The sequence below is a fragment of the Streptomyces sp. SCA2-17 genome (assembly GCF_044336695.1).
This window is the reverse complement of the sequence record NZ_CP117521.1, coordinates 659,353-684,588: the sequence shown is the minus strand read 5'-3', so window position 1 is coordinate 684,588 and position 25,236 is coordinate 659,353. Positions and strand designations below refer to the sequence as shown.

22 protein-coding genes and 1 pseudogene are annotated in these 25,236 nt (G+C 74.6%); 14 read left to right on the top strand and 9 right to left on the bottom strand.

All coding sequences use genetic code 11. The features are described from left to right. Nucleotides 1–5: 5 nt before the first annotated feature. The 3 genes and pseudogenes from dhaL to PS271_RS02955 form a co-directional block, all read left to right on the top strand. Nucleotides 6–638 (top strand): annotated as a pseudogene (gene dhaL / locus PS271_RS02965) (dihydroxyacetone kinase subunit DhaL); the annotation flags it as partial. Nucleotides 639–647: 9 nt separating this feature from the next. After that, nucleotides 648–1,100: a PTS-dependent dihydroxyacetone kinase phosphotransferase subunit DhaM gene (locus tag PS271_RS02960; protein WP_398386644.1), complete on the top strand. Its 453-nt coding sequence runs from the start codon at nt 648–650 to the stop codon at nt 1,098–1,100. Nucleotides 1,101–1,243: 143 nt separating this feature from the next. Next, complete coding sequence (locus PS271_RS02955; RefSeq protein ID WP_398379827.1) at nt 1,244–2,437, top strand: PP2C family protein-serine/threonine phosphatase; 1,194 nt, start codon at nt 1,244–1,246, stop codon at nt 2,435–2,437. A 30-nt stretch (nt 2,438–2,467) separates the two neighbouring features. Here the strand turns inward: PS271_RS02955 and PS271_RS02950 are convergent, their stop codons facing one another. After that, on the bottom strand, nt 2,468–3,178 hold the full coding sequence (locus PS271_RS02950) for a PIG-L deacetylase family protein (protein WP_398386642.1): 711 nt from the start codon (nt 3,176–3,178) through the stop codon (nt 2,468–2,470). 336 nt (nt 3,179–3,514) lie between these two features. Here PS271_RS02950 and PS271_RS02945 point away from each other — a divergent pair, with 336 nt between their 5' ends. The 3 genes from PS271_RS02945 (at nt 3,515) to PS271_RS02935 (ending at nt 6,548) form a co-directional block, all read left to right on the top strand. Then, nucleotides 3,515–4,579, top strand: a complete 1,065-nt coding sequence (locus tag PS271_RS02945) for an ABC transporter substrate-binding protein (protein WP_398379825.1) — start codon at nt 3,515–3,517, stop codon at nt 4,577–4,579. A 78-nt stretch (nt 4,580–4,657) separates the two neighbouring features. After that, nucleotides 4,658–5,662 carry a FecCD family ABC transporter permease gene (locus PS271_RS02940; protein WP_398386641.1) on the top strand — a complete coding sequence of 335 codons (1,005 nt, stop codon included), beginning with the start codon at nt 4,658–4,660 and terminating at the stop codon, nt 5,660–5,662. Between the two features lie 28 nt (nt 5,663–5,690). Beyond that, nucleotides 5,691–6,548, top strand: a complete 858-nt coding sequence (locus PS271_RS02935; protein WP_398379822.1) for an ABC transporter ATP-binding protein — start codon at nt 5,691–5,693, stop codon at nt 6,546–6,548. Between the two features lie 57 nt (nt 6,549–6,605). Here PS271_RS02935 and PS271_RS02930 read toward each other — a convergent pair whose 3' ends face one another. Beyond that, the gene (locus PS271_RS02930) at nt 6,606–7,889 is read right to left on the bottom strand and encodes a glycoside hydrolase family 18 protein (RefSeq protein ID WP_398379820.1); all 1,284 of its coding nucleotides are present in this window, start codon (nt 7,887–7,889) and stop codon (nt 6,606–6,608) included. Nucleotides 7,890–8,226: 337 nt separating this feature from the next. On the opposite strand from PS271_RS02930, the gene PS271_RS02925 reads away from it, so the two are divergent. Further along, nucleotides 8,227–9,399, top strand: coding sequence for an acyl-CoA dehydrogenase family protein (locus tag PS271_RS02925; protein ID WP_398379818.1), 1,173 nt, complete (start codon nt 8,227–8,229; stop codon nt 9,397–9,399). 86 nt (nt 9,400–9,485) lie between these two features. On the opposite strand, the gene PS271_RS02920 is transcribed toward PS271_RS02925, so the two are convergent. Beyond that, nucleotides 9,486–9,866: a hypothetical protein gene (locus PS271_RS02920; RefSeq protein ID WP_356277168.1), complete on the bottom strand. Its 381-nt coding sequence runs from the start codon at nt 9,864–9,866 to the stop codon at nt 9,486–9,488. A 208-nt stretch (nt 9,867–10,074) separates the two neighbouring features. Here PS271_RS02920 and PS271_RS02915 point away from each other — a divergent pair, with 208 nt between their 5' ends. The 5 genes from PS271_RS02915 (at nt 10,075) to fxsA (ending at nt 15,899) form a co-directional block, all read left to right on the top strand. Next, nucleotides 10,075–10,518, top strand: a complete 444-nt coding sequence (locus PS271_RS02915; protein ID WP_030365423.1) for an Lrp/AsnC family transcriptional regulator — start codon at nt 10,075–10,077, stop codon at nt 10,516–10,518. Nucleotides 10,519–10,584: 66 nt separating this feature from the next. Further along, complete coding sequence (locus PS271_RS02910; protein WP_398379815.1) at nt 10,585–12,228, top strand: amidohydrolase; 1,644 nt, start codon at nt 10,585–10,587, stop codon at nt 12,226–12,228. Between the two features lie 529 nt (nt 12,229–12,757). Continuing rightward, nucleotides 12,758–14,416: an apolipoprotein N-acyltransferase gene (gene lnt, locus PS271_RS02905; RefSeq protein WP_398379813.1), complete on the top strand. Its 1,659-nt coding sequence runs from the start codon at nt 12,758–12,760 to the stop codon at nt 14,414–14,416. Continuing rightward, entirely contained in the window at nt 14,413–15,171 is a 759-nt protein-coding gene (locus PS271_RS02900) for a polyprenol monophosphomannose synthase (RefSeq protein ID WP_120758183.1), read from the top strand. The genes lnt and PS271_RS02900 overlap by 4 nt, the downstream gene beginning before the upstream one ends. A gap of 122 nt (nt 15,172–15,293) precedes the next feature. Further along, nucleotides 15,294–15,899, top strand: coding sequence for an FxsA family membrane protein (gene fxsA / locus PS271_RS02895; protein WP_398379810.1), 606 nt, complete (start codon nt 15,294–15,296; stop codon nt 15,897–15,899). Nucleotides 15,900–15,973: 74 nt separating this feature from the next. Here the strand turns inward: fxsA and PS271_RS02890 are convergent, their stop codons facing one another. Beyond that, entirely contained in the window at nt 15,974–16,348 is a 375-nt protein-coding gene (locus tag PS271_RS02890; protein WP_004948858.1) for an RNA polymerase-binding protein RbpA, read from the bottom strand. A 256-nt stretch (nt 16,349–16,604) separates the two neighbouring features. Continuing rightward, a complete protein-coding gene (gene yczE, locus PS271_RS02885; RefSeq protein ID WP_398379808.1) occupies nt 16,605–17,321 on the bottom strand; it encodes a membrane protein YczE in 717 nt (238 codons plus the stop codon). A 101-nt stretch (nt 17,322–17,422) separates the two neighbouring features. Between yczE and PS271_RS02880 the strand changes: the two genes are divergently transcribed. Beyond that, nucleotides 17,423–18,949, top strand: a complete 1,527-nt coding sequence (locus PS271_RS02880; RefSeq protein WP_398379806.1) for an SCO1417 family PLP biosynthesis transcription factor — start codon at nt 17,423–17,425, stop codon at nt 18,947–18,949. 267 nt (nt 18,950–19,216) lie between these two features. Here PS271_RS02880 and PS271_RS02875 read toward each other — a convergent pair whose 3' ends face one another. Together PS271_RS02875 and PS271_RS02870 are read right to left on the bottom strand one after the other, a co-directional pair. Continuing rightward, a complete protein-coding gene (locus PS271_RS02875; protein WP_398379804.1) occupies nt 19,217–20,749 on the bottom strand; it encodes a hypothetical protein in 1,533 nt (510 codons plus the stop codon). A gap of 57 nt (nt 20,750–20,806) precedes the next feature. Next, nucleotides 20,807–21,001 (bottom strand): hypothetical protein, encoded by a 195-nt coding sequence (locus tag PS271_RS02870; RefSeq protein WP_120758178.1) that lies wholly within the window; start codon nt 20,999–21,001, stop codon nt 20,807–20,809. A gap of 366 nt (nt 21,002–21,367) precedes the next feature. Between PS271_RS02870 and PS271_RS02865 the strand changes: the two genes are divergently transcribed. After that, the gene (locus PS271_RS02865) at nt 21,368–21,781 is read left to right on the top strand and encodes an ankyrin repeat domain-containing protein (RefSeq protein ID WP_120758177.1); all 414 of its coding nucleotides are present in this window, start codon (nt 21,368–21,370) and stop codon (nt 21,779–21,781) included. A 159-nt stretch (nt 21,782–21,940) separates the two neighbouring features. On the opposite strand, the gene PS271_RS02860 is transcribed toward PS271_RS02865, so the two are convergent. Together PS271_RS02860 and PS271_RS02855 are read right to left on the bottom strand one after the other, a co-directional pair. Beyond that, nucleotides 21,941–23,482: an ATP-dependent DNA ligase gene (locus PS271_RS02860; protein WP_398379801.1), complete on the bottom strand. Its 1,542-nt coding sequence runs from the start codon at nt 23,480–23,482 to the stop codon at nt 21,941–21,943. A gap of 101 nt (nt 23,483–23,583) precedes the next feature. Then, on the bottom strand, nt 23,584–25,218 hold the full coding sequence (locus tag PS271_RS02855; protein ID WP_398379799.1) for a carboxylesterase/lipase family protein: 1,635 nt from the start codon (nt 25,216–25,218) through the stop codon (nt 23,584–23,586). Between the last annotated feature and the right edge of the window lie 18 nt (nt 25,219–25,236).

Genomic DNA, 25,236 nt, shown 5'->3' with positions numbered 1-25,236 from the left:
CGCACATGACCGTCCCGCTCGACCTCGCCTTCTTCCGCCGTTTTCTCGACCGCGCCACGCGCGTGATCGTGGCGGAGTCGGCGTACCTCACCGAACTCGACGCCGCCATCGGCGACGCCGATCACGGCGCGAACCTCAAGCGCGGGTTCACTTCCGCCGCCGAGGCGGTGGCCGCGGAGCCGCCCGTTACGCCGGGGGCGCTGCTGACGGCCGTCGGGGGGCATCTGACGAACACCGTGGGCGGGGCGTCGGGGCCCTTGTACGGGACGGTGCTGCGGCGCATGGGGAAGGTGCTGGGCGAGGAGCCCGTGGTCGGAGCGGAGGCGCTGGGGCGGGCGCTCGGTGCCGCCGTGGCGAGCGTGCGGCGGCTCGGGGACTCGGCGCCGGGCGACAAGACGATGGTCGACGCGCTGCAACCCGCCGCCGACGCGTACGCCGCCGCCCTCCCGCAGGGCGTCGTGGCCGCGCTGGACGCCGCCGCGCGGGCGGCTCGCGAAGGGGCCGAGGCGACGATTCCGCTCCAGGCCCGCCGGGGCCGGGCGAGCTATCTGGGCGAGCGCAGCATCGGCCACCAGGACCCGGGCGCGACGTCGTCCGCGCTGCTGGTCACGGCGCTGTACGAGGCCACGGACCCGGCGCTGTGCGCGGTGCCGCCGGAGCGGGAGGCCGCGGCGGCCGAGGCCCCCGCGCGGGCGGAGCCCGCGGGCCGGGTCGGCATCGTGCTGGTCTCGCACAGCCGGGAGGTCGCCGCCGCGACGGCAGAGCTCGCGAAGGCCCTGGTCGGCACTGGCGACCCCGCCCCCGCGGCCGCGGCCGGCGGGCTGCCGGACGGTGGGGTCGGCACCAGCGCCGAGCTGGTGCGCCGGGCGGTGGCGTCCGCGGACCAGGGCCGGGGCGTGGCGGTGTTCTGCGACATGGGCAGCGCGGTCCTGACGGTGAAGGCGCTGCTCGCGGAGGGCCTCGGCGGCTCCGAGGTGCGGATCGCCGACGCCCCGTTCGTGGAGGGCGCGGTGGCCGCCCTGGTGACGGCTTCGGCCGGCGGCGACCTCGCGGCCGTGCTCGCCGCGGCGGACGACGCCCGGGCCTACCGCAAACTCTGAGTCAAGAGGCGGCGGCACCAAGATCGCAGCGGTGGCCGGGACGCATCACCCATGCCAGGGTGTAATGGCACAAATGCCCCCATGTGTCCCTTCCTCGTTCCCGTTCCCGTTCCGTTCCGTCCCGGCGTGGAGGTCCCGCCACGGTGTCGTCGCGCAGACTCCCCTTCGCGCTGGTCCTGGCCTACCTGGGCGCCATCGTCGCCGTCGACCTCATGACACCGTCGAACCTCCGGCTGGACGTCTTCGCCGCCCTCGCCCCGATGACGGCCGCGGCGGTGTGCACGTACCGGCAGACGGTGTTCGTCGGCGTCCTCGACTTCTGCCTGATGGTGGCGCACCACGGCGTCGTCAACGGCGAGGTGCCCGTCAACAGGGTCGGCTCGTTCGTCGGCAACGCCCTGATGGTCGGCGCGAGCATCGCCGTGGCCCGGCTGCGGCGCGACGCGGAGTCGCTGCTGGAGCGCGTGCGGGCCACCGGCGAGGCCGCGCAGCGCGCGCTGCTGCGGCCCCTGCCGCTGCGCACGCGCAGCGTGGTCGTGGACGGCTTCTACGTGTCCTCGCAGCGGGAGGCGCTCGTCGGCGGCGACCTGTACGAGGTGGTCGACACGCCGTACGGGACGCGCGTGCTCATCGGTGACGTACGGGGCAAGGGGCTGGGCACGCTGGGCGCGGGGGCGGCGGTGCTGACCGCCTTCCGCGAGGCGGCGTACCACCGGCGCGACCTGGAGGGCGGGGTGGTGGCGATGGAGCAGGGGCTGTACCGCTACCACCGGTCGGCGGAGTACCAGGCGCGTTTGCAGCCGGAGCGGCACGCCGGGCGGCCGGAGGACCTGCGGATGCGGGCGGCGGAGGAGTTCGTGACGGCCCTGGCCTTCGGCACGGAGGAGGCGCCGGGCGACCCCGGCGTCAACGGGCACGTGCCGGTGGTGTTCGTGGACTGCGGGCACCTCGCGCCGTTCCTGATCGGCGCGGACGGCGGGGTGCGCGAGCTGGAACCGGCCGACGCGGGGCTGCCCTTGGGCCTCGGCGACCTGGCCGCCGCGCCGCGGACGGCGCAGCGCGTCGCCCTGCCGCCCGGCTGCCGGGTGCTGGCCTGCACCGACGGGGTGACCGAGGCCCGGTCGCCGGACGGCGGCTTCTACCCGCTCGCGGAGCGGCTCGACGCGTGGGCCGCCCTGCCCACCCCCCAGCTGCTGGAGCGGCTCCGCGCGGACCTCGACGCGCACACGGGCGGGCGGCTGCAGGACGACGTGGCGGTCCTGGTGATGGAACGGGCGGCGGAATACCACGGGGCGGCCGCCGCCGAGGGGGAGGAGGAGCGGGCCCCGGCCCCGTAAGGTGCGCGGCCGTCTCTCCCCCGCAGCCCCTCAGCGGACGAACAGCTCGAACGCCACCCCCGGCCGCCCCCCGAACCGCGTCGCGACGCCCCGCATGCTGCCCTCCAGGAACGTGCGGCAGTACGTCTCCGGGTCCTCCTTCGTCAGCGCCTCGATGTACGTGCGGTGGCAGAGGAGGGACGCGACCGCCCGCTCCAGGCCGCTGCTCGCGTCGACGGCGTGGGTCGGCTGCGGGGAGCCGGCCACCGCCACGTAGCGCACGCCGTCCCAGGGCACGAGGCCCTCCTCGGCGAGGTCGGGGAAGATCCAGCGGTTGCCGGCGTCGCCGACGGCGTCGAGGACGGCCCGGCCGACGTTGCGGTGGTCGGGCGTGTTCCAGTACGTGCCGCCCCAGGTGTCGTGGTGGTTGAGCGTGAGGACGAGCTCGGGGCGGTGGCGGCGGATGGCGGCGGCGAAGTCGCGCCGCAGGGCCGTGCCGTACTCGATGACGCCGTCGGGGTGGCCGAGGAACTCCACGGTCGCCACCCCCACGGCGGCCGCGCTCGCCCGCTGCTCGCGCTCGCGCAGCGGGCCGGCCTCGGCGGGTGCCATGGTGTCGATCCCGGCCTCACCGGCGCTGGCCAGCAGGTAGACGCACTCGCGGCCGTCGTCCAGCCAGGTGGCGACGGCGGCGGAGGCCCCGTATTCGAGGTCGTCGGGGTGGGCGACGATCGCGAGGGCGCGCCGCCAGTCGGTGGGCATCTCCTTGAGCAGGGCGGCGGCCTGCTCGGCCCCGGGCGCCCCTGCCGGCACGTCCTCCGCCGCGCCCGCCGCGGCCGTCACATCCGTCGTACCCGTCGCATCCGCCATCACGGTCTCCCTCAGCCTTCAGTACAGCCTTCAGCCGGTCGGATCCGCCCCGGGGCGCGCCCGCCGCGCGCCCGCGCCGCGCGCCACGCGCCGTCGGCAGGGCGTTCGATGAAGCGTACGTCGCAGTTCTTCGCGACACGCGGGAACCGGGCGGTCCTGCGGTCCGACTACCTGATCCGGGCCCGCACCGGCGGGCCGTGGCGAAACCGAAATTCCTGGAGTTGTCTGATGCGCCCTCGTGCGTGGTGCGGTGTCCTGGCCGCAGTGGCCCTGTCGGCGACGGCCTGCGGTGGCGGCGGTGGCGGTGCGGCGGAGAAGTCCGACGGCGCCGGGGCCGGCGCACGGTCCGGCTTCCCCGTGACCGTCACGGACTGCATGGGCGCGAAGACCACCTTCGACGCGGCGCCGAAGAAGATCGTCACCAGCAACGCCGCGAGCCTGGAACTGCTCATGTGGCTGGGCGCGGCCGACAAGGCGATCGGCACGGGCTTCCCGCCCGGCAAGGGCGCCCTGCCGGGGCAGTACGCGGACCGCGCGGCGAAGGTGCCGGTGCTGGGCAGGACGGTGATCCCCAAGGAGAAGCTGCTGGGCTCGGGCGCGGACCTCTACGTCGACGCGTTCTCGTCCATGAAGAACATGGGCAAGATGGGCGACGCGCCGACGGCCGAGGAGTTCAAGGCCGCCGGCATCAAGCACGTCTTCCTGAAGTCGACGGCCTGCGCGGCGATGAGCAAGAGCCCGCGGACGGACCTCTCGGGCGTCGAGGCCGACATCGAGGAGCTCGGCAAGGTCACCGGCACCTCCGCGCGCGCCGCCGAACTGGTGCAGGAAATGCGGAAGAAGACGGGCGCCGTGCGCGACGCCCTCAAGGACGTCCCCGCGGACAAGCGGCCCTCGTACTTCTTCTTCGACTACGACGCGGGCACCAAGCAGCCGATGGCCGTGTGCAACCGGCAGGTCGCCAACGCCGTGATCGGCATGGCTGGCGGCCGCAACGTCTTCGACGGCTGCGACGGCGACTTCAAGCCCGTGGGCTGGGAGGACGTCGTCGCCAAGAACCCCGACTGGATCCAGCTCGGCGTCCGCAACCGCGGCAGCGACGAGGCGAACGCCAAGGCCTTCGACGAGGCCGCGGAGTTCCTGAAGACCCTCCCCGCCACGAAGGACCTCACGGCCGTCAAGGAGAACCGCTTCCTGCGCATCGGCTCCGAGCGCACCACGATCGGGGGCGTGCGCAGCGCGGACACCGTCCGCGAGATCGCGCACACGCTGCACCCGGACCGGGTCAAGTAAGTGGGGTCCCTGGGGGCGCCCGCCGCGGTCGCCGCGGAGCGGGCGGAGGAGCGCGAGCCCGGGGCGCGGGCGCCGTGGGTGGCGGCCGCGCTGGGCTGCGCCCTGCTGGTCGCGCTGACGGCCTCGGTGTGTTTCGGCTCCTCGGACGTGCCGCTCGGCGACGTGTGGTCCTCGGTGGTGCGCGGAGTCAGCGGCCAGGATCCCGTGCCGGGCACGCAGGACCTGATCGTGTGGCGGCTGCGGGTGCCGCGGGCGCTGCTGGCGGCCGTGGTGGGCGCGGGCCTGGGCCTGGTGGGCACCGCCGTCCAGGCCCTCGTCCGCAATCCGCTGGCGGACCCGTACCTGCTGGGCATCTCCAGCGGGGCCTCGCTCGGCGCGGTCGCGGCGATCGTGCTGGGGGCGGGCGCGGGCGGGCTGCTGGGGCTCGGGCTGTCGGCGGCGGCGTTCGCCGGCGCGCTCGCGTCGTTCGCGCTGGTGTGGGCGATGGCGCGGCGCGGGGGCGGGTTCTCGCCGCTGCGGCTGGTGCTGGCGGGCGTGGGCATCGGCCAGTTCCTGTCCGGCTTCACGCACTACCTGGTGCTCCAGGCCGGCGACGACCAGCAGACGCACGGCGTGCTGTTCTGGCTGATGGGCTCCCTCGGCGGCGCCCAGTGGTCCACGCTCGGTGTGCCCGCCGCGGCCGTCGTGCTCGGCCTCGCCGCGCTCCTGGCCCGGGCCCGGGCGCTCGACGCCGTGCTGATGGGCGACGAGACCGCGGCGGGGCTGGGCGTGGACGTGACACGGCTGCGGCGCGAGCTGTTCGTCGTGACGAGCGTGCTCACCGGCGTGCTGGTGTCCGTCTCGGGCGCGATCGGCTTCGTGGGGCTGATGGTGCCGCACGTGTGCCGGATGGTCGTGGGCGGCGCGCACCGCGTCCTGCTGCCGGTGGCCGCGCTGTTCGGCGCGGTCCTGCTGGTCGTGGTCGACCTGGTGGCCCGTACGGCGCTGCCGGACCAGGAGCTGCCGGTGGGCGTGGTCACGGCGCTCGTCGGCGCGCCGACGCTGCTGTACCTGCTGGACCGGCGCCTGGTGGAGAGGGGCTAGGGGGATGGGCGGAATGGGGACGGCCGGCATGAGGATCGCGATCGAGGACCTGGAGGTGTCCCTCTCCGGGCGGACGGTCGTCTCCGGCGTGCACCTGGTCGCGGAGGAAGGCGAGATCGCCGGGCTGGTCGGGCCGAACGGCAGCGGCAAGTCGACGGTCCTGCGCACCGTCTACCGTTATCTGCGCCCGCACGCGGGCCGGGTGCTGGTCGGTGGTACGGACATCACGTCGCTGACCGCCGCCGAGTCGGCCCGGCGGGTGGCCGCGCTCCCGCAGGAGCGCGGCAGCGACTTCGAGCTCTCGGTGCGCGCGGTGGTGGCCATGGGCCGCACCCCGTACAAGCGGGCGTTCGCGGGCGAGGACCGCGCCGACGCGGAGATCGTGGCGTCGGCGCTGGCCGGGGTCGGGCTCGCGGGGGCGGAGAAGCGGCGCTTCTCGGCGCTGTCGGGCGGCGAGCGCCAGCGGGTGCTGCTGGCGCGGGCACTGGCCCAGGACCCGCAGGTGCTGGTCCTGGACGAGCCGACGAACCACCTGGACGTCCTGCACCAGGTCGAGCTCCTGGCCCTGCTGCGCGCGCAGCGCCGGACGACCCTGCTGTCCCTGCACGACCTGAACGCGGCGGCGTCGCTGTGCGACCGCCTGCACGTCCTGCACGAGGGCGCGCTCGTGGCCTCGGGCCCGCCGAGGGAGGTGCTGACCCCGGAGCTGCTGGCCGATGTCTTCGGCGTCCGGGCGGCGGTCGTCGACCACCCGCTGACGGGCGATCCCCTGATCGCCTTCGACCACCGCACGCCCGGTCGCCTCCGGCGGGGTGAGGAGGACGAGGAGGGCAGGGGCAGGGCGGACCTCCCGCTCGGCACCGGCGCTCTCCCCGGAAGGAGCTGATCACCGCTCCGGCGGGGGCGCCGCATGGTGGTCATCCCCCGCCGGAGGCGCCCGGCGTCAGCCGATCGACTTGATCAGTTCGCCGTCGGTCGTATCGCCGCTCAGCTCCCAGAAGAACGTGCCGCCCAGCCCCTGACGGTTCTTGTACGCCGTCTTCCCGGCGATCGTCGACGGGGTGTCGTAGCTCCACCAGTCGCTGCCGCACTTGGCGTAGGCCGTGCCCGCCACCGTGCCGTTGGCCGGGCACTTGGCCTTGAGGACCTTGTAGTCCTCGAAGCCGTCCTCGTACGTGCCCTTCGCCGGGCCGGTGGCCGTGCCGCCGGGTGCCGCCTGGTTCACGCCGGTCCAGCCGCGGCCGTAGAAGCCGATGCCGAGCAGGAGCTTGGAGGAGGGTATGCCGAGGGACTTGAGCTTGGTGATCGTGGCGTCCGTGGTGAAGCCGGGCTTCGGGAGGCCGGGGTAGGACGTGAGGGGGGAGTGCGGGGCCGTGGGGCCCTTGGCGTCCCAGGCGCCGAAGAAGTCGTAGGTCATGGGGTTGTACCAGTCGACGTAGCGGGCGGCGCCCGCGTAGTCGACGGCGTCGATCTTGCCGCCGTCGGAGGCGTCGGCGGTGATGGCGGCCGTGACGAGGTTGCGCGTGCCGAACTTCGAGCGCAGCGCGGCCATCAGCTTCACGAACCCCTCGCGACCGCTCGTGTCACAGGTGAGGCCGCAGGCGTTGGGGTACTCCCAGTCGATGTCGATGCCGTCGAAGACGTCGGCCCAGCGCGGGTCCTTGACGAGGCCGTAACAGGACTCGGCGAAGGCGGCCGGGTTGCGGGCGGCCTCACCGAAGCCGCCCGACCAGGTCCAGCCGCCGAAGGACCAGACCACTTTGAGGCCGGGGTGCAGCTTCTTGAGCTTGCGGAGCTGGTTGAAGTTGCCGCGCAGGGCGCCGTTGTCCCAGGTGTCGGCCTTGCCGTCGACGCTGCCGGCGGCGTCGTACGCCTTGTCGTAGTCGGCGTAGGAGTCGCCGATGGCGCACTTGCCGTTCGTGACGTTCCCGAAGGCGTAGTTGATGTGCGTGAGCCGGTCGGCCGAGCCGGACGTCCGGATGTTCTTGACGTGGTAATTGCGCTCGTAGACGCCCCAGTTGGTGAAGTAGCCGACGACCTTGCGGCCGGCGGCGGTGTCGTCGGACCCGCCGTCGGATCCGACGGCGGGTGCGGCAGCCGGTGCGGCGGGGGAGGCGTTCGCCGGACCGGTGAGGAGCGTCGTCGTGAGCAGGGCCCCGGCGGCGGCGAAGGCGGCCAGGACGGTACGCGGTCGTGACGGCAGGAGGGTACGCGGTCGTGCGGGCATCGGTTCTCCTCGGTGGGGTGGGGAGAGGTGCTCTGCGGGGGGTGTGACCTGGCATGAACGCGCTAAGCGTGCCCAGGACCATAGAAGGTCTGGACCAGTGCGGTCAATGGTTTGGACCAACCCCGTTCACGACTGCGTCACAAGGACGTTGCGCCTGGTGCGCGACTTGTCAACCCGTGACGTCAGCCCGCCGATCGGGCATACTCCAAGCCGCCACAGCCGCAGGTCATCCGGTGCCGCGACCCGGCGCGGGATCATCGGCTGGGCATCACCGGCGGCGCCGCCACACCCTTGCGCGCCCGTCGCCGCAGCGCCCGACAGGGAGGAGAGCGCCGCCATGACCGACCACGGCCCGCAGCCGGTGGAGCGACAGCTGCCCACCGAGGAGGCCCGCGACCTGCTCGCGCTCGTACGCGATCTGGTCCAGCGGGAGATCGAGCCCGTCGCGGCCGGGGAGGAGGAAGCCGGGCGCTTCCCCCGCGAGGTCTTCCGGCTGCTGTCCGCCTCCGGCCTGCTCGCCCTGCCCTACACCGAGGAGTTCGGCGGCGGGGACCAGCCCTACGAGGTCTACCTCCAGGTCCTGGAAGAGCTCGCGGCCGCCCGCCTCACCGTGGGCCTCGGCGTCAGCGTGCACACCCTCGCCTGCCACGCGCTCGCCGGCTACGGCACCAAGGAGCAGCAGGCCGAGCACCTGCCCGCCATGCTCGGCGGCGGGCTCCTCGGTGCGTACTGCCTCTCCGAGCCCTCCTCCGGCTCCGACGCCGCCTCCCTGCGCACCCGCGCCACCCGCGACGGCGACACCTGGACCATCGAGGGCACCAAGGCCTGGATCACCCACGGCGGCATCGCGGACTTCTACACCGTGATGGCCCGTACGGGAGGCGAGGGCGCCCACGGCATCACCGCCTTCCTCGTCCCCGGCGACGCCCCCGGGCTGTCGGCCGCGGCCCCCGAGCGCAAGATGGGCATGAAGGGCTCGCCGACGGCCCAACTCCACTTCGACGGCGTGCGGGTTCCGGACGCCCGCCGCATCGGCGACGAGGGACAGGGCTTCGCGATCGCCCTGTCCGCGCTGGACTCCGGGCGCCTCGGCATCGCCGCCTGCGCGGTCGGCGTCGCCCAGGCCGCGCTCGACGAGGCGATCGCCTTCACCGCCGGGCGGCGGCAGTTCGGGCGGCCCCTCGCCGACTTCCAGGGCCTGCGCTTCATGCTCGCGGACATGGCCACCCAGGTCGAGGCCGGCCGCGCGCTCTACCTCGCCGCGGCGCGGCTGCGCGACGCCGGCCTGCCGTTCTCCAAGCAGGCGGCCATGGCCAAGCTCTTCTGCACCGACGCGGCGATGCGCGTGACCGTCGACGCCGTCCAGCTCCTGGGCGGCTACGGCTACACGGCGGACTTCCCGGCCGAGCGCTACATGCGTGAGGCCAAGGTGCTCCAGATCGTGGAGGGCACCAACCAGATCCAGCGCATGGTGATCGCCCGTCACCTGGCGGGCGCCGAGAGCCGCTGAGCGGCGGCGTGGCGGGCGGGCTCCGCGCGGCCCGCCCGCCGGAAACGCTCCTGCGTCAGGAGTGCGTCATCCGCGTCAGGAGCTCGTCAGGACGGCCGGCGCATCTCCGGGACGCGGACCGGGCGCGAGCCGGGACCCCCGATGTGGGAGAACGGCTGCGTCCGCCAGTCCAGGCTCTCCGGCAGCGTGAGCATCAGCGCCGCGTCGAACTCCTGGCCGTCCGGAGACTCGTCCGCCGCGGCGGCGTCCTCCATCGCACGGCCCGAGCCGGGGCACACCGTGAGCCCGAAGGGATTCCACGGCGAGGGGCACAGCGCGTGCTCGGGGAGCACGTCCTCGTCGGGGAGCAGCGCGATCGGGCGCGCACAGTCCGGGCAGGTCACCCGGAACATCGTGGTGGTGTCGACCTCATAGGACTCGTACGGGCTGCTGCCGTCGCCTTCGTTCAGGCGTTCCAGGCTGGGCATAGTCTTTCTCCCCCTCGGATTGGCCGGCCAGGCGCCTCGGCCTCGGCCACAGCAAGCACTTCCCGCGTCACGAGCCGGGTAATCTCCGCATCACGGAGGACACGGGTGCATATCTGTGTTGTTCGTCACATGTCTTTGTGCGTCGTCATGCGCCCCCGTGGAGCCGTCGACTGTGCCGCTCCGGCCCGGACCCAGTAGGTTGATCCGCGTGGAGGAGCTGGACAGAGAAATCGTGGAACTGCTCGTCAAGGACGGGCGGATGAGCTACACCGACCTGGGGAAGGCCACCGGCCTGTCCACCTCGGCGGTGCACCAGCGCGTGCGCCGGCTCGAACAGCGGGGTGTCATCCGCGGTTACGCGGCCGTCGTGGACCCCGAGGCGGTCGGGCTGCCCCTCACCGCGTTCATCTCGGTGAAGCCGTTCGACCCCAGCGCCCCCGACGACATCGCCGACCGGCTCGCCGAGATCCCCGAGATCGAGGCCTGCCACAGCGTCGCCGGCGACGAGAACTACATCCTCAAGGTGCGGGTCGCCACGCCGCTGGAGCTGGAGCACCTGCTGGCCCGGATCCGCTCCCTGGCGGGCGTCTCGACGCGGACGACGATCGTCCTGTCCACGCCGTACGAGGCGAGGCCGCCGAGGGTCGGCTGACGCCCTCGTCCGGCCGGTGAGGGCCGGGGTCCGGGGCGCAGCCCCGGGTGGGAGAGACTGATCCCCATGACCGAGTCCCTCGCATCCCAGGACAAGCCGCGCACCGTTCTGCTGCGCAACGGCACCGTGCACAGCCCCGCCGACCCGTTCGCCACGGCCATGGTCGTCGAGCGCGGCGCCGTCGCCTGGGTCGGCTCCGAAGGAGCCGCCGACTCCTTCGCCGAAGGCGTCGACGACGTGGTCGACCTCCGGGGCGCGCTGGTGACCCCCGCCTTCACGGACGCACACGTCCACACCACCGCCACCGGCCTCGCGCTCACCGGCCTCGACCTCACCGGCTCCCGCTCCCTGGCCGAGGCCCTCGACCGGATCCGGGCGCACGCCGGCGCCCGCCCCACCGAGGGCGTCCTCCTCGGCCACGGCTGGGACGCCAGCGCGTGGCCCGAGCAGCGCCCCCTGTCCCGCCGCGAGCTGGACGAGGCCACCGGCGGCCGGCCGCTGTACCTCACCCGGGCCGACGTCCACTCGGCCGTCGTCACGACGGCCCTGCTCGACCTGGTGCCGGGCCTCGCCGGCCTGGACGGATACGACCCGGAGGCGCCGCTGACGGGCGACGCCCACCACGCCGTGCGCGCCGCCGCGCACGCGGGCGTCACCGCCGCCCAGCGCGCCGCGGCCCAGACCGCAGCGCTCGACCGCGCCGTCTCGCTCGGCATCGGTTCCGTGCACGAGTGCGCCGGGCCGCAGATCTCCAGTGCCGACGACTTCACCGGGCTGCTGCGCCTCGCCGCCGGCCGCCCGGGCCCGCGCGTCGTCGGCTACTGGGCGGAGGCCGTCGCAACCGCGAACGACGCGGACCGCATCCGCGAGCTCGGGGCGGTGGGCGCCGCCGGCGACCTCTTCGTGGACGGCTCCCTCGGCTCGCACACCGCGTGCCTCCACGAGCCGTACGCCGACCTGCCCGGCCGTACCGGCACCGCCCACCTCGACGCGGCCGCCGTCGCCGCCCACGTCGCCGCGTGCACCGAGGCGGGCCTCCAGGCCGGCTTCCACGCCATCGGCGACGCCGCGCTGACCGCCGTCGTGGAGGGCGTCCGCGCCGCGGCCGACAAGCTGGGACTGGCGCGCGTGCGCGCCGCCCGCCACCGCGTCGAGCACGCCGAGATGCTCACGCCCGAGCACATCGCGGCCTTCGCCGAGTTCGCCCTCACCGCGTCCGTGCAGCCCGCCTTCGACGCCGCCTGGGGCGGCGACACGGCCATGTACGCCCAGCGCCTCGGCATCGAGCGGGCCCGCACCCTCAATCCGTACGCGGCCCTGCTGCGCGCCGGCGTGCCCCTCGCCCTCGGCTCCGACAGCCCGGTCACCCCGCTCGACCCGTGGGGCACCGTCCGCGCCGCCGCCTTCCACCGCACCCCCGAGCACCGGATCTCGGTCCGGGCCGCGTTCACCGCGCACACGCGCGGCGGCTGGCGCGCCGTGGGCCGCGACGACGCGGGCGTCCTGGTGCCGGGCGCGCCCGCCGACTACGCGGTCTGGCAGGCCGGCGACCTCGTCGTGCAGGTGCCGGACGAGCGCGTGGCGAGCTGGTCCACGGACCCGCGCTCGGGCACCCCGGGCCTGCCCGATCTGACCCCCGGCACCGAGCTCCCCACCTGCCTGCGCACGGTCGTCGGCGGGCACACCGTCTACGAGCGTCCGAACGAGTGACTCCGCGCCCGTCGCGTACCGCCGAACGATGAGACGTCGGCCTGTCGCCGCCCGTGATCACTCGCCGTACTGACCTGCTGATTTAGTGCATATCCCCAGGTCGCAGAGGTGTTGACAGGGTCCGGGCGGCGGCCGGTAGGTTCTGCGGAGTCCACCACAGGACGTCCGGCCGGTGCACTTCCACACAGTCGTCGAACGCCGCTGGGCCATGGGGCGGTGCGCCGGGGAGCGGCCACCGCCACTGGCAGCCAGGTTCCAGCGCACGGGGGCGAGTGAGGTGCTGCCGGGCCGGCAGGTGCGACCCGGGTGGGGCCCGGACGTTCAGTAGACAACGGCTCTAGGTCGACCCGCAGCCAGCGGGTCCCGGGTCGGCCCGAAGGACGCCGGGCCCCCATTCGCCCCACCCCCGCGTTTTCCCGGCCTTTCCCCGGCCTTCCCCTGCCCTGCGCACGCACCCAGGGCGGGCACGGTGCCCCGAGCGAGGTACCGTCGGGCTCACCACCGCAAGACAGAGCAGGAAGGCTCGCCCGTGCCCCCGGGTCCCGAAACCACCGCCGAGGCCCCCGCCCCGGAGGCGACCGCGTCCGCCCCGCAGGCGCGCCCCCGCCGGGCCGTGCGCCTGGCCCGGCTCGTGCGCCGCGAAGCGGCCCGTACCGGGATCGCCGCGCTCGCCGGCATCGCGTTCGCCCTGTCCTTCCCGCCCTACGACGTGTGGCCGCTGTCGGTCGTGGCCGTCGCCGCGCTGGCCCTGCTGACCCGCGGGCGCACCGTCCGGCAGGCCGCCTGGACCGGCTTCGCCTTCGCGCTCCCCTTCTTCTTCGTGCTGCTGCGCTGGCTGCGCGTCGTCGGCTACGACGCCGTCACCGGCCTGTCGATCGCCGAAGCGCTGTTCGTCGCCGTCCTCGGCGCGGCCCTCGCGCTCGTCTCCCGGCTGCGCGCGTGGCCGCTGTGGGGCGCCTGCCTGTGGGTCGCTCAGGAGCTGGCCCGCGACCGGCTGCCGCTGGGCGGCTTCCCCTGGGGCCGGCTCGCCTTCGCCAACACCGGCTCGCCGTTCACGCCGCTCGCCGCCCTCGGCGGCGCCCCGCTGGTGAGCTTCGCCGTCGCCCTCACCGGCGGCCTCCTCGCGTACGCCGTCACCGCCGCCCTGAAGCTGCGCACGGCCGCGGGCGCGGGCAGGCTCCGGGCGGCCCTGCCGGGCGTCGAGGCGCTGGCGCTGGCCGCCGCCGTCCTGCTCGCGGGCTACGCGGTGCCCGTGCCGACGAAGGCCGACGACGAGGTCAAGGTGGCGCTCGTCCAGGGCAACGTCCAGCACGCCGGCATGGACTTCCTCGGCCGCCCCATGATGATCCTCGACAACCACGCCGAAGCCACCCTGCAGCTGGCCCGGGACGTCAAGGCCGGCCGCGTGCCCCGGCCGGACCTCGTCATCTGGCCGGAGAACTCCTCCGACCTCGACCCCTTCCAGTACCCGCAGGCCTACGACCGCATCCAGGAGGCGGTCAAGGCGGTCGGCGTGCCCGTCCTCGTCGGTGCCCTCGTGGACCACCCGGGACAGAGCGGCTACATCGACAACAAGGGCATCGTCTGGGACCCGAAGACCGGCCCCGGCGCCTCCTACGCCAAGCAGCACCCCGTGCCGTTCGGCGAGTACGTGCCCTTCCGCAGCGCGCTGAGCAAGGTCATCACCCGCCTCCAGCGCGTCCAGCGCGACTTCTACCCCGGCGACCACACCGGAGTGATGCAGGTCGGCCCCGCCCGGCTCGGCGACGTCATCTGCTTCGAGGTCGCCTACGACGAGATCGTCCGCGACACCGTCAAGGCCGGCGCCCGCGCCCTCGTCGTCCAGACCAACAACGCCACCTACGGCCGCACCGGCCAGCCCGAGCAGCAGCTGGCCATGTCGCGGCTGCGGGCCGTCGAGCACGGCCGCGCCGTGGTGACCGTCGCCACCAGCGGCATCAGCGCCGTGGTCGCCCCGGACGGCACGGTGCAGCAGCGGAGCGAGGAATTCACCCGCGATGTGATCAGCGCGACCCTCCCCCTGCGGGACGGGACGACCGTGGCCGACCGCGTGGGTGCGGCGCCCGAATGGGTGCTCGCTATGGTGGGCCTTCTGTCCTGTGCGGCCGCACTCCTGATCGGCCGTCGGGTACGTACGGACGAGCGGAACAAGAGGGGCCAGCAGTGAACGACGGGCAGCGGAGATTCGGTCCGCTCGGCACGACCTTGGTGATCATCCCGACCTACAACGAGGCGGAGAACATCAAGAGCATCGTCGGACGGGTGCGGTCGGCCGTGCCGGAGGCGCACGTCCTCGTCGCCGACGACAACAGCCCCGACGGCACCGGCAAGCTCGCCGACGAGCTCGCGGGCGACGACGACCACGTCAAGGTCCTGCACCGCAAGGGCAAGGAGGGCCTCGGCGCCGCCTACCTCGCGGGCTTCCGGTGGGGCCTCGACCACGGCTACGGCGTGCTCGTCGAGATGGACGCCGACGGCTCCCACCAGCCCGAGGAGCTGCCCCGCCTGCTCACCGCCCTCAAGGGCGCCGACCTCGTGCTCGGCTCCCGCTGGGTGCCCGGCGGCAGGGTCGTGAACTGGCCGAAGTCGCGCGAGATCCTCTCCCGCGGCGGCTCCACGTACTCCCGGCTGCTCCTCGACGTGCCGATCCGCGACGTCACCGGCGGCTTCCGGGCCTTCCGCCGGGAGACCCTGGAGGGCCTCGGCATGGAGGACGTGGCCTCCCAGGGCTACTGCTTCCAGGTCGACCTGGCCTGGCGCGCCGTCAAGGCCGGCTTCCACGTCGTGGAGGTCCCCATCACCTTCGTCGAGCGCGAGCTCGGCGACAGCAAGATGAGCCGCGACATCGTCGCCGAGGCCCTGTGGCGGGTCACGTCCTGGGGCGTCGGCTCGCGGGTCGGCAAGGCGCTCGGCCGCAAGTAGCCCCGCGGGCGGCCGCGCCGTGACGGGCGGCGCGCCGGCCGGAGGGTGCCCGGGCGGCCGTGCCGTAAGCGTCCCATAAGCGCCGCGCCCGGCTTCCGCCGCAGGCCAGGCACACTTGAGGCATGACGTTCGGAGCACAGCAGACGATGAACGGCCGCCCGCCGCAGCGGCGGCGCGCCCGCAGGCTCATCCCCCTGGGAGTGGCTCTCTGGGCCGTCCTGGAGATCTGGCTGCTCACGCTGGTGGCCGGTGCGGCCGGCGGCCTGACCGTCTTCGCCCTGCTGGCCGGCGGCGTCGTCCTCGGCTCGTACGTGATCAAGCGGGCGGGGCGGCGGGCCTGGAAGCGGCTCACGGTCTCCCTCCAGCCCGGCGGCGCGACCGCCGAGCCGGGCGGCCAGGAGACCGGTGGCAACGCCCTCACGATGCTCGGCGGCCTGCTGATCATCCTGCCCGGGCTGCTCTCCGACGCGGCCGGCCTGCTCTGCCTCTTCCCGCCCACCCGCGCCCTGCTGCGCAAGGCGGGGGAGCGGTGGCTGAACCGCCCGGCGGCCCCCGGCACGCTCGGGGACGCCTTCCGGCAGGCCCGCACCGCCGATCTCGGCGGGATGGGGGCCACGGGCGGCATGGGCGGCCCCGGCGGGCCCGGCGGCAAGGTCGTCCAGGGCGAGGTCATCCGCGACGACGAGCCGCCGGCGCCGCGCCCGGGCGGCCCCCAGCTGCCGCGCTGAAAAACGCGCAAAAGGGCCCGGGCCACTGCTTCGGCAGTGGCCCGGGCCCTCTTTAGTACTGCGTGGTTGTCCGCTCAGGCGGACTTGCGGGTGTCCCGCGGATGAACGGCAATGTTCATGGCGCCGGAACGAAGGACCGCCAGCCGCTCGGCCAGCACCTCCTCCAGCTCCTCACGGGTACGTCGCTCCATGAGCATGTCCCAGTGCGTACGCGCAGGCTTGCCCTTCTTCTCCTCAGGACCATCGCCGTCCACCAGGAGTGCCACGGCGCCGCACGCCTTGCACTCCCACTCCGGCGGAATCTCCGCCTCTACCGAGAACGGCATCTCAAATCGATGGCCGTTCGGGCATGCGTACTCCACCGCCTGGCGCGGGGCCAGATCGATGCCGCGGTCGGTCTCGTAGCTGGTAACCACAAGTCGCGTGCCGCGGAGAGCTCGCTCACTCATGAATCGTGCCTCCCGGGCTTAGTCGCCCACAGGACAGGTGTCGCTGTCGTCGTCATCCGGTCAACGTCCGGTCGGCGGTGAAGATTCCCGTTGAGGGACATGCGTCGCCCGTCGTGCCGCCCCTTGTTGTACCCACCAACGCCCGTTTTGTCACATCTGGCAACGGATGTCACCCTGCGTTTCTGTCGCTTTAGCGTGCAGTAACGGTTCGTTCGGTGGGTCGAAGGCGTACACTACCGGCCCGCTTCGTCCCGGCCTAAACCAGGTCCGGAACTTTCTCCCCGGCCGGGGCCACGGGGGCCGGAGCGGCCTGTTCCGGAAGAGCGAACCGGCGCAGGAAGAACTGGGACAGCGGGCCGATCGCCAGGGCGTAGAAGACGGTGCCCGCGCCCACCGAACCGCCCAGCACGAAGCCCGTCGCCAGCACGGCCACCTCGATGCACGTCCGCACCAGCCGCACCGAGCGGCCCGTGCGCCGGTGCAGGCCCGTCATCAGGCCGTCCCGCGGGCCCGGGCCGAACCGCGCCGAGATGTACAGACCCGTCGCCACCGCGCACAGCACTACCGAGAAGCCCAGCAGCGGGATCCGCAGCCACAGGGACCGCGGGTCGGGGGCCACGCTCAGCGTCGCGTCCATCGCCAGGCCGATGACCAGCACGTTCGAGACCGTCCCCAGGCCCGGCCGCTGCCGCAGCGGGATCCAGAGCAGCAGGACCAGCGCGCCGATCGCGATCGACGCCGCGCCGATCGAGATGCCCGTGTGGCGCGCGACGCCCTGGTTCAGCACGTCCCACGGCGCGAGGCCCAGGCCCGCCCGCAGCTGAAGCGCTCCGCTCACCCCGTACAGCGCGAGCCCGACGTAGAGCTGTGTCAGCCGGCGGGTGAGGGATGGCCCTCCCGACGGTCCCCCTGATGCGGACAACGGATCCTCCTGATGCTCGGTGCGGCCCGAAGGCGGTGTGACGGCATGCATTGCGGCCACCCGCAGTGGTGCGAGTGGCCTGCCACGTGACAGTCTGGAGAACAGGTGGACGCAAGATCCATGGCCAATCGCCGAAAGGTGGACCGATTCAGATGAGTCATTGGACCTCGTCGGTGGGTGCGCAGAAGCTCGCGCGCCTCCTCGGCTCGCAGCGGGACCGCGAGGCGCCGCAGGGCGGCCGCGGCACGGTCACACCGCTCGGCGGCCGCCGCGCCCCCGCCTACCGCTCGCTCGCCGACGGCATCCGGCTGCTCGTCCTCGAAGGACGCGTGCCCGTCGCCGCCCGGCTGCCCGCCGAGCGGGAGCTCGCCGCGGCCCTCTCCGTCAGCCGCACCACCGTCGCCGCCGCGTACGAGGCGCTGCGGAGTGAAGGCTTCCTCGAATCCCGGCGCGGCGCCGGCAGCTGGACCGCCGTCCCCGCGGGCAACCCGCTGCCCACCCGCGCCCTGGACCCGCTGCCCCCCGAGGCCGCCGGCTCCGTCATCGACCTCGGCTGCGCCGCGCTGCCCGCCCCCGAGCCCTGGCTCGGCCGCGCCGTCCAGGGCGCGCTGGAGGAGCTGCCGCCCTACGCCGCCACCCACGGCGACTACCCCGCCGGCCTGCCCGCCCTGCGCCAGGCCGTCGCCGACCGCTACACCGCCCGCGGCGTGCCCACCATGCCCGAGCAGATCATGATCACCACGGGGGCCATGGGCGCCGTCGCCGCGATCTGCCGGCTCTTCGCCGGCCGCGGCGAGCGGGTCGCCGTCGACTCGCCCTCGTACGCCAACGTCCTCCAGCTCATGCGCGAGGCCGGCGCCCGGCTGGTGCCCGTCGCCATGGGCGACGGCCTCGCCGGCTGGGACCTGCCCGCCTGGCGCCAGGTGCTGCGCGACGCCGCGCCCCGCATGGCCTACGTCATCGGCGACTTCCACAACCCGACCGGCGCCCTCGCCACGGAGGAGCAGCGCCGGCAGCTCGTCGAGGCGGCGCGCGCCGCGGGTACGCTCCTCGTCGCCGACGAGACCATGGCCGACCTCTGCCTGGAGCCCGGCCTGGAACTGCCGCGCCCCGTCTGCGCCTTCGACCCCGCCGGCAGCGCGGTCATCACCGTCGGCTCCGCCAGCAAGTCCTTCTGGGCCGGGCTGCGGATCGGCTGGGTGCGGGCCGCGCCCGACGTGATCCGCAGCCTGGTCGCCGCCCGCGCGTACGCCGACCTCGGCACGCCCGTCCTCGAACAGCTCGCCGTCACCTGGCTGATGACCACCGACGGCTGGGACGCGGCCGTCGGGATACGGCGCACGACGACGCGCGAGAGCCGCGACTCGCTCGTCGCGGCGGTCCGCCGCCACCTGCCCGACTGGGAGTTCACGGTGCCCCGCGGCGGCCTCACCCTGTGGGTCCGCACCGGCGGCCTGTCCGGCTCCCGCATCGCCGAAGCGGGCGAACGGCTCGGGGTGCGCGTGCCGTCGGGCCCGCGCTTCGGCGTGGACGGCGCCTTCGAGGGCTACGTCCGCCTCCCGTTCACGGTCACGGGCGCGGTCGCGGAGGAGGCGGCCTCGCGCCTGGCGGAGGCGGCCCGCCTGGTAGCCAGCGGCGCGACGGCAGCGGTGGAGGCCCCGAGGACGTACGTGGCCTGACGGGCCGCGGGGTCCGGCTCCGCCGCGGGGGCCGGGCGCCGTGGCGGCGGGTTCAGGGGTGCGTGGACTGGTCTGCGGCCGTATTGCCCGACGTGGGCGGCACCTTGTTTCCGCCGCGATGGTGAGCAACCGGCAACGACGTATCCGGCGGTGCCGGACAGGCCTGGGGCGGGCAAGGCGCCGCCGGGCCGCGCCGCGGGGGCCGGGCGCCGTCGCGGCGGAGTCGGGGTGTGGGCGCCACGCTCCGCTCCGCCCCGGCGGAACCCGCTACGCCGCCCCGGCCGGGGCGGGGCCCGCCACCGGGCCGGGTAGGAGGGCCAGCACCGTTTCGCGTTCGTGGTCGGGGGTTTCCTCGTCGTACGGGTCCGGCGTCGCCGGAACCTGGAGGCGGTGTACCGGGCCCGAGCCCAGGCGGGCGTAGCCGCGGCCCGGTGGGGCCTCCGGCGGGGGCGTGGTGCGGGGCGGGGCGCCGAGTACGGTCCGCACCTGTTCGTCGGTGACGGCGCCGAGGAGCACGCGGGCGCGCGTGTGGGCGAGCACCGGCTCCGTCAGCAGGGCCGCCGCGTCGTCGAGGTGATCGCCCAGGACGACCGTGACGTTCGCGATCCGCCCGTGCCGCAGCGGCACTTGCAGCAGCACCTGCGGATCGGCCCGCCCGTCGGCCGCCGCCAGGTGCCCCAGCGCGGTGGGCCGGTCGACGACGATCCACAGGGGCCGCCGGACATCCGAGGGGGCCTGACGGCCCTCCTGGCGCGCGCGGTTGGCGGCCAGGAGCCGCCGCTCCGTCTCGTGCGAGGCCCACTCCAGGACGGCGACGGCCCCGGCGGCCGAGGACTCGACGGCCAGCACGCCGTCCCGGCCGCGGAGGAAGGAGAACTCGCCGGCCCCGCCGCCGTCGACGGCGACCACGTCGCCCTGGTGCAGGGCCTGGAGCGCGAGGGACCGCAGCAGCGTGCTGGTGCCGGCGGCGGCCCGGCCGAGGACGAGCAGGTGCGGCTCCGTGGAGCGCGGGCCCGTGCGCCACAGCACCGGCGCCTCGTCGCGGCGGTCCGTGCCGTCGAAGACGGGCAGGGTGCGGTGCACGGCGCCGGGATCGGTGAAGCCGAGGACGGCTTCGCCGGGCGCGGTCACGAACCGCTGGGCGAAGATGTCGGCGGGCAGCGGCGGCAGCACGCGTACGCGCAGGCGGTTGGCCTCCTCGTCCCAGTCGAAGCGGTACTCGCGCCCCCGCCCCGCCTTCACCCGCAGCAACTGCTCGATCCTGGCCCGTGCTTCCGGCTCGCCGTCGGTGAAGTAGGCCGGGTAGCGCAGCTCCAGGGATTCGAGCCGCCCCCCGTGGTCGAAGGAGTGGGCCGCGAAGGCCTCTTCCCAGTCGCCGTCGTGCGCGTAGAGCGGCGCGGGGTCCTCCGGGACGGAGAGGTAGGGCACGAGGGCCTCGTACAGCGCCTGGAGCCGCTCGCCCTCGCTCTCGCGGCCCGTCTCGTACGCCGGGTCGCGGTCGCGCCCGGCCCAGGCGGCCACGGTCATCAGGACGACGCCGGTGAGCACCGGCCCGTACGGCACGAGCGCCACGATGGCCGCGCAGGATCCCGCCAGCAGCAGCGTGGGGCCGCGGCGGTCGCCCGGTGTCCGCTGCCACCTGCGCCACGCCCCGGCGGCCAGGACGCGCAGGCCGCGCGCGATGACGCAGAGCGGGTGGAATATGTCGGCCGCGCTGTCGGCCGCGGTGCGCGCGAGCTCCTGCCCGCGGGCGGCGGGCCGGCCGCCGGCCAGGGTGCGGGGGAGCTGTCGTGGGTCCACGTCGGTCTCCTCCTGCGGGTGGTCGGGGCCGGGGCGCCGGGCCGGTGCGGGCGGGGGTCAGAACTTGAGGCCGCCCAGGAGCCCCGCGAGGCTGGCGCTGCCGGCCCTGATGCTGGGGGCGATGGCCGTGCTGGAGAGGTAGAAGCCGAAGAGGGCGCAGACGATGGCGTGGCTGGCCTTGAGGCTGTCCTTGCGGAAGAACAGGTAGACGATGACACCGAACAGCACGACGCCGGACATGGACAGGATCATGACGTTTCTCCTGAGTGGGTCGAGGGGTTCACCATGAGCTCCTCAGGACTCAACAGAAAGTATTAATGCCGCATAAAGACCTCGCAGTTCGATCAGCGGGCGCCTCGCCGGGCTCGGAGGAGGGGCGGCGGAGGGACGGCGGGTGGCCGCAGGATGCCGCACCCGGGCAAACCGCCTGCCCCGCGGCCCCGGGCCGCGCCTCCGCCCCGGCGCCGGGCGGCCACGGGACTTCCCGCGCGGCTGTCCCGTGATTCACCCGGATGGGCGCGTCCGTGCCTGCCGGACAGTGCGCGCCGCCCGTACATAGGGTGGGGGTACACCGATATCGCGTGCACCCGTGCGCACTGACCGGAGGACCGCGGACCCATGACCGAGCAGACCCCCGAGACCGAGCCCGCCCACGACCCCGAGGTGCTCCAGCTCGCGGCCAAGGTCTTCGACCTGGCGCGCCACGGCGACACCGACACGCTCGCCGCCTACGTGGACGCCGGCGTGCCGGCCAACCTCACCAACGACCGCGGCGACTCGCTGGTCATGCTGGCCGCCTACCACGGCCACCTCGACGCGGTCCTGGCCCTCCTGGAGCGCGGCGCGGACCCGAACCGGCCCAACGACCGCGGGCAGACGCCCCTCGCGGGCGCCGTCTTCAAGGGCGAGGACGAGATCGTCCGCACGCTGCTGGCGCACGGCGCGGACCCCGCCGCGGGCGCGCCGTCCGCCGTGGAGGCGGCGGGCGTCTTCGGGCGGCAGGACCTGCTGGAGCTCTTCCGGGGCGAGTGAGCCGGGGCGCGGCCGCCGTCGCCGTTCCGGCGGGGACCGGAGCCGTCCGCGCCGGCCGCGACCGCCCCCGGCGCCCTGAAGTGGCCCGTCACGGGCACCGGTTCCACCGGCTCCGCCCTTCAGCTGCCGCGCGGCGGCTCTGCCCCGCCACGGTGAACGTCAACCCGTAGCGCCCAGGGCCAGCACGGTCTCCACCGTGTCGGCCTCCTCCGCCCGCTTGTCCTCCCGGTACCGCACGACCCGCGCGAACCGCAGCGTCACCCCCGCCGGGTACCGGGAGGACCGCTGGAGGCCGTCGAAGGCGACCTCCACCACCAGCTCCGGCCGCACGGTCACCACGAAGCCGTCGTCGCTCACCGCCAGCTCCCGCAGCCGCTCCGTCTGCCACGCCAGCATCGCGTCCGTCATGCCCTTGAACGTCTTGCCCAGCATCGCGAACGAGCCGTCCGGCCGCCGCGCCCCCAGGTGCAGGTTCGACAGCTTTCCCGAACGCCGCCCGTGCCCCCACTCCACCGCCAGTACCACCAGGTCCAGGGTGTGGACCGGCTTCACCTTCAGCCACGCGGAGCCCCGCCGCCCCGCCGTGTAGGACGAGTCCAGCGCCTTGACCACCACGCCCTCGTGGCCGCGCCGCAGCACCTCCTCCGCGAAGTCCCGCGCCGCGGCGCGCGCCCCGGCATCCGCGGGATCCGCGACCACCAGGCGCCGCACCCGCAGCGGCTCGGGCACCACCCGCGCCAGCTCCGCGTGCCGTCCGGCCGCCGGCAGCGCCAGCAGGTCCCGGCCGTCCACGGCCAGCAGGTCGAAGAAGACCGGCGACAGCGGCACCGTCACCGCCGCCCCGGCCACGTCCAGCCGCGAGCCGACCCGGCCCGCGGTCTCCTGGAACGGGCGCGGCCGCCCCTCCGCGTCCAGCGCGATCACCTCGCCGTCCAGCACCGCGGACGACACCGGCAGTTCGCGCGCCACGCGGCACAGCTCGGGCAGCCGCTCGGTGATCTCCTCCAGCCTGCGCGTCCAGATCCGTACGGAACAGCCGTCCCGGTGCACCTGCACGCGGATGCCGTCGAGCTTCTCCTCGACGGCGCACGGCCCGAGCCGGTCCAGCGCCTCGCCGACGTCCCCCGCGGTGTGGGCCAGCATCGGCAGCACCGGGCGCCCGACCTCCAGCCGGAAGTCCGTCAGCGCCGCCGGGCCCCGCGCCAGCAGCTCCCGGGCGACCGCGGCGAGCGAACCGCCCAGCATCACCGCCCGCCGCACCTCGGCGGGGTCCGCGCCGGCGGCCGCCGCGAGTCCCTCGGCCGCGAGCGCGTCCAAGGCGCCCTGGCGCAGCTCCCCGCCGAGCAGGCCCCGCAGGAAGCGCTGCTCCTCCGCGGTGGCCGCGCCCATGAGCGCGTCCACCAGGCGGCGCCGCTCGGCCTGCGCGCCCTTGCCGGCGACAGCGGCCAGCGCGTCGACCGCCCGGTCCACCTCCGCGACGGTCAGCACGGGCACGGCCGCGGGCGCCGGGGGATCGCGCAGCACGCTCCAGCCGATCCCGACCCTGCCCTGCGGCAACCGCCCCGACAGGTACGTCAGGGCGATCGGCGCCTCGTGCGGGTCCGCGCCGCGGAAGAGACCGGCCAGCAGGGCGGTCTTCTCCGACCGCGCGGACGTCGCGGCCACCTCGGCGGACACGCGGGCGACATCGGCCAGGAGCATGTCTTCATCCTGCCCGGAGTTGCCCGGCCGGTCGCGCCGTGGGTGTCGGTTCGGGTGGTTCCGCGTTCCGCCGGGCCGCGCCGGGGGCGCGGCCCGGGAAACTAACCTCGCCGTTCCCAGAACCCGCAGTGGTGGGCGGCGCCGAAGTCGAACGGGCGGATGCCGTCCGCTCCCGGCGCGAGGGACTGCGTGAGCGGAGCCCCGTTCCGGAAGACCGGCCAGCGCGGGGCGCCGGGCCCGTTCGGGTCACCGGTGCGCGCGAAGCGCGTCCAGTAGTCCGTCATCCGGTCCGACAGCGCGATCTGCGCCTCGTTCAGCGGCTTCTGGAGCGGGAAGGCGCTGAACAGATAGGGCAGTTCGAAGGCGTGCGAGGCCCCGTAGGGGAACCCGGGCACCTCGGGGATGCCCTGGAGGAGCGGGGCGTCACGGTCGGCGAACTCGTACGCGTACGTGGGCGTGCGCCCGGCCAGTGCCTTGTCCGCCCGGTACGCCGAGCACGCGAACGTGGTGTCGGTGAGCACCGCGGCCCAGGCCAGTGCGGGCGTGGGGTACTTGCCCAGCGGGTACTGCGCCTCGACGGCGCCCGCGGCCGCGCCGAAGGAATCCGTCAGCCGGGCCCGGTAGTCGCGCGCGTCCCGCAGCGGGTACGTGCCCAGGTTGAGGCCGACGAACAGCCGCATCTCGTCACTGTTCGAGCCCTGGACCACCGGCACCCGGTGGAAGCGGCCGGCGGTCAGCGCGCGGTCCGGCGCCGACGGCAGCAGGGCGTTGCCGTAGGAGGGCTTGCTGAACTCCTGCGACAGCTCGGCCGTCACCAGCTTCTCCGCGCTCAGCCCGCGCAGGCAGTCCAGCGCCCCGGGCCCCTCCGGGCAGCCGAGCCGGCGCGCCGCGGCGGCACCCGTGTCCTGGACGGTCTTCTGCGGCGCGAAGAAGGCGGAGCCGGGCGTGCCCGGGGTGGTGGCGCCGCGGGGGAACGCCGTCATGCACGAGCCGCTCTGCAGCACGGCCTTGTGGAAGAGGCCGGCCGCCGTGGGCGAGGTGAGCTGGGCGCAGGTGCTGATCCCGCCGGCCGATTCGCCGAACAGGGTCACGTTGTGCGGGTCGCCGCCGAAGCGCGCGGCATTGGCCCGCACCCAGCGCAGGGCCGCCTGCTGGTCGGCCAGGCCGAAGGCCGGCGCGTCGCCGAGCTCCGGGTGGCCGAAGAAGCCGAGGGCGCCCAGCCGGTAGTTGAGCGTCACGACGACGGCGTCGCCGCGCGCGGCCATCCGCCCCGCGTTGTAGTCGCTGCCGGAGCCGCCGACGAACCCGCCGCCGTGCACCCACACCATGACGGGCCGGCCCCGGCCCCCGGCGCGGCCGGACGGCGTGGTGACGTTGAGGTACAGGCAGTCCTCGGAGCCGGTGACGGGCCCGGGCCCGAACACCGGCAGTTGCAGGCACACCGGGCCGGGCGTCCCCGCGTCCCGCACGCCCTCCCAGGGGCGTGCGGGCTGCGGGGCGCGCCAGCGCAGCGGGCCGGTCGGCGGCGCGGCGTACGGTATGCCCTCGTACGTGGTGTACGTGCCGTGTGCTCTGCCGCGCACCGGGCCGTGGTCGGTGCCCACGACCGGCCCGTCCGGTGTTCGGGTCCGCGGCCCGGGTGGCGCCGCGGCGGCTGCGGAGGTGACGGACAGCAGCGCGAGGAGGAGGGCCAGGAGCGCCCCGCTTCTGCGGTGCGGAAGCCGGACATGCTGCATTGCGGATGTCCTTTCGGC

What these genes read in the sequence shown, in the direction of transcription:
- PS271_RS02950 (WP_398386642.1), bottom strand. Translation starts at nt 3,178, where the DNA reads ATGCCCACCGACTGGCGGCGCGCCCTCGCGATCGTCGCCCACCCCGAC.
- PS271_RS02945 (WP_398379825.1), top strand. Translation starts at nt 3,515, where the DNA reads ATGCGCCCTCGTGCGTGGTGCGGTGTCCTGGCCGCAGTGGCCCTGTCG.
- PS271_RS02935 (WP_398379822.1), top strand. Translation starts at nt 5,691, where the DNA reads ATGAGGATCGCGATCGAGGACCTGGAGGTGTCCCTCTCCGGGCGGACG.
- PS271_RS02930 (WP_398379820.1), bottom strand. Translation starts at nt 7,889, where the DNA reads ATGCCCGCACGACCGCGTACCCTCCTGCCGTCACGACCGCGTACCGTC.
- PS271_RS02925 (WP_398379818.1), top strand. Translation starts at nt 8,227, where the DNA reads ATGACCGACCACGGCCCGCAGCCGGTGGAGCGACAGCTGCCCACCGAG.
- PS271_RS02920 (WP_356277168.1), bottom strand. Translation starts at nt 9,866, where the DNA reads ATGCCCAGCCTGGAACGCCTGAACGAAGGCGACGGCAGCAGCCCGTAC.
- PS271_RS02910 (WP_398379815.1), top strand. Translation starts at nt 10,585, where the DNA reads ATGACCGAGTCCCTCGCATCCCAGGACAAGCCGCGCACCGTTCTGCTG.
- fxsA (WP_398379810.1), top strand. Translation starts at nt 15,294, where the DNA reads ATGACGTTCGGAGCACAGCAGACGATGAACGGCCGCCCGCCGCAGCGG.
- PS271_RS02890 (WP_004948858.1), bottom strand. Translation starts at nt 16,348, where the DNA reads ATGAGTGAGCGAGCTCTCCGCGGCACGCGACTTGTGGTTACCAGCTAC.
- yczE (WP_398379808.1), bottom strand. Translation starts at nt 17,321, where the DNA reads ATGCATGCCGTCACACCGCCTTCGGGCCGCACCGAGCATCAGGAGGAT.
- PS271_RS02880 (WP_398379806.1), top strand. Translation starts at nt 17,423, where the DNA reads ATGAGTCATTGGACCTCGTCGGTGGGTGCGCAGAAGCTCGCGCGCCTC.
- PS271_RS02870 (WP_120758178.1), bottom strand. Translation starts at nt 21,001, where the DNA reads ATGATCCTGTCCATGTCCGGCGTCGTGCTGTTCGGTGTCATCGTCTAC.
- PS271_RS02865 (WP_120758177.1), top strand. Translation starts at nt 21,368, where the DNA reads ATGACCGAGCAGACCCCCGAGACCGAGCCCGCCCACGACCCCGAGGTG.
- PS271_RS02860 (WP_398379801.1), bottom strand. Translation starts at nt 23,482, where the DNA reads ATGCTCCTGGCCGATGTCGCCCGCGTGTCCGCCGAGGTGGCCGCGACG.
- PS271_RS02855 (WP_398379799.1), bottom strand. Translation starts at nt 25,218, where the DNA reads ATGCAGCATGTCCGGCTTCCGCACCGCAGAAGCGGGGCGCTCCTGGCC.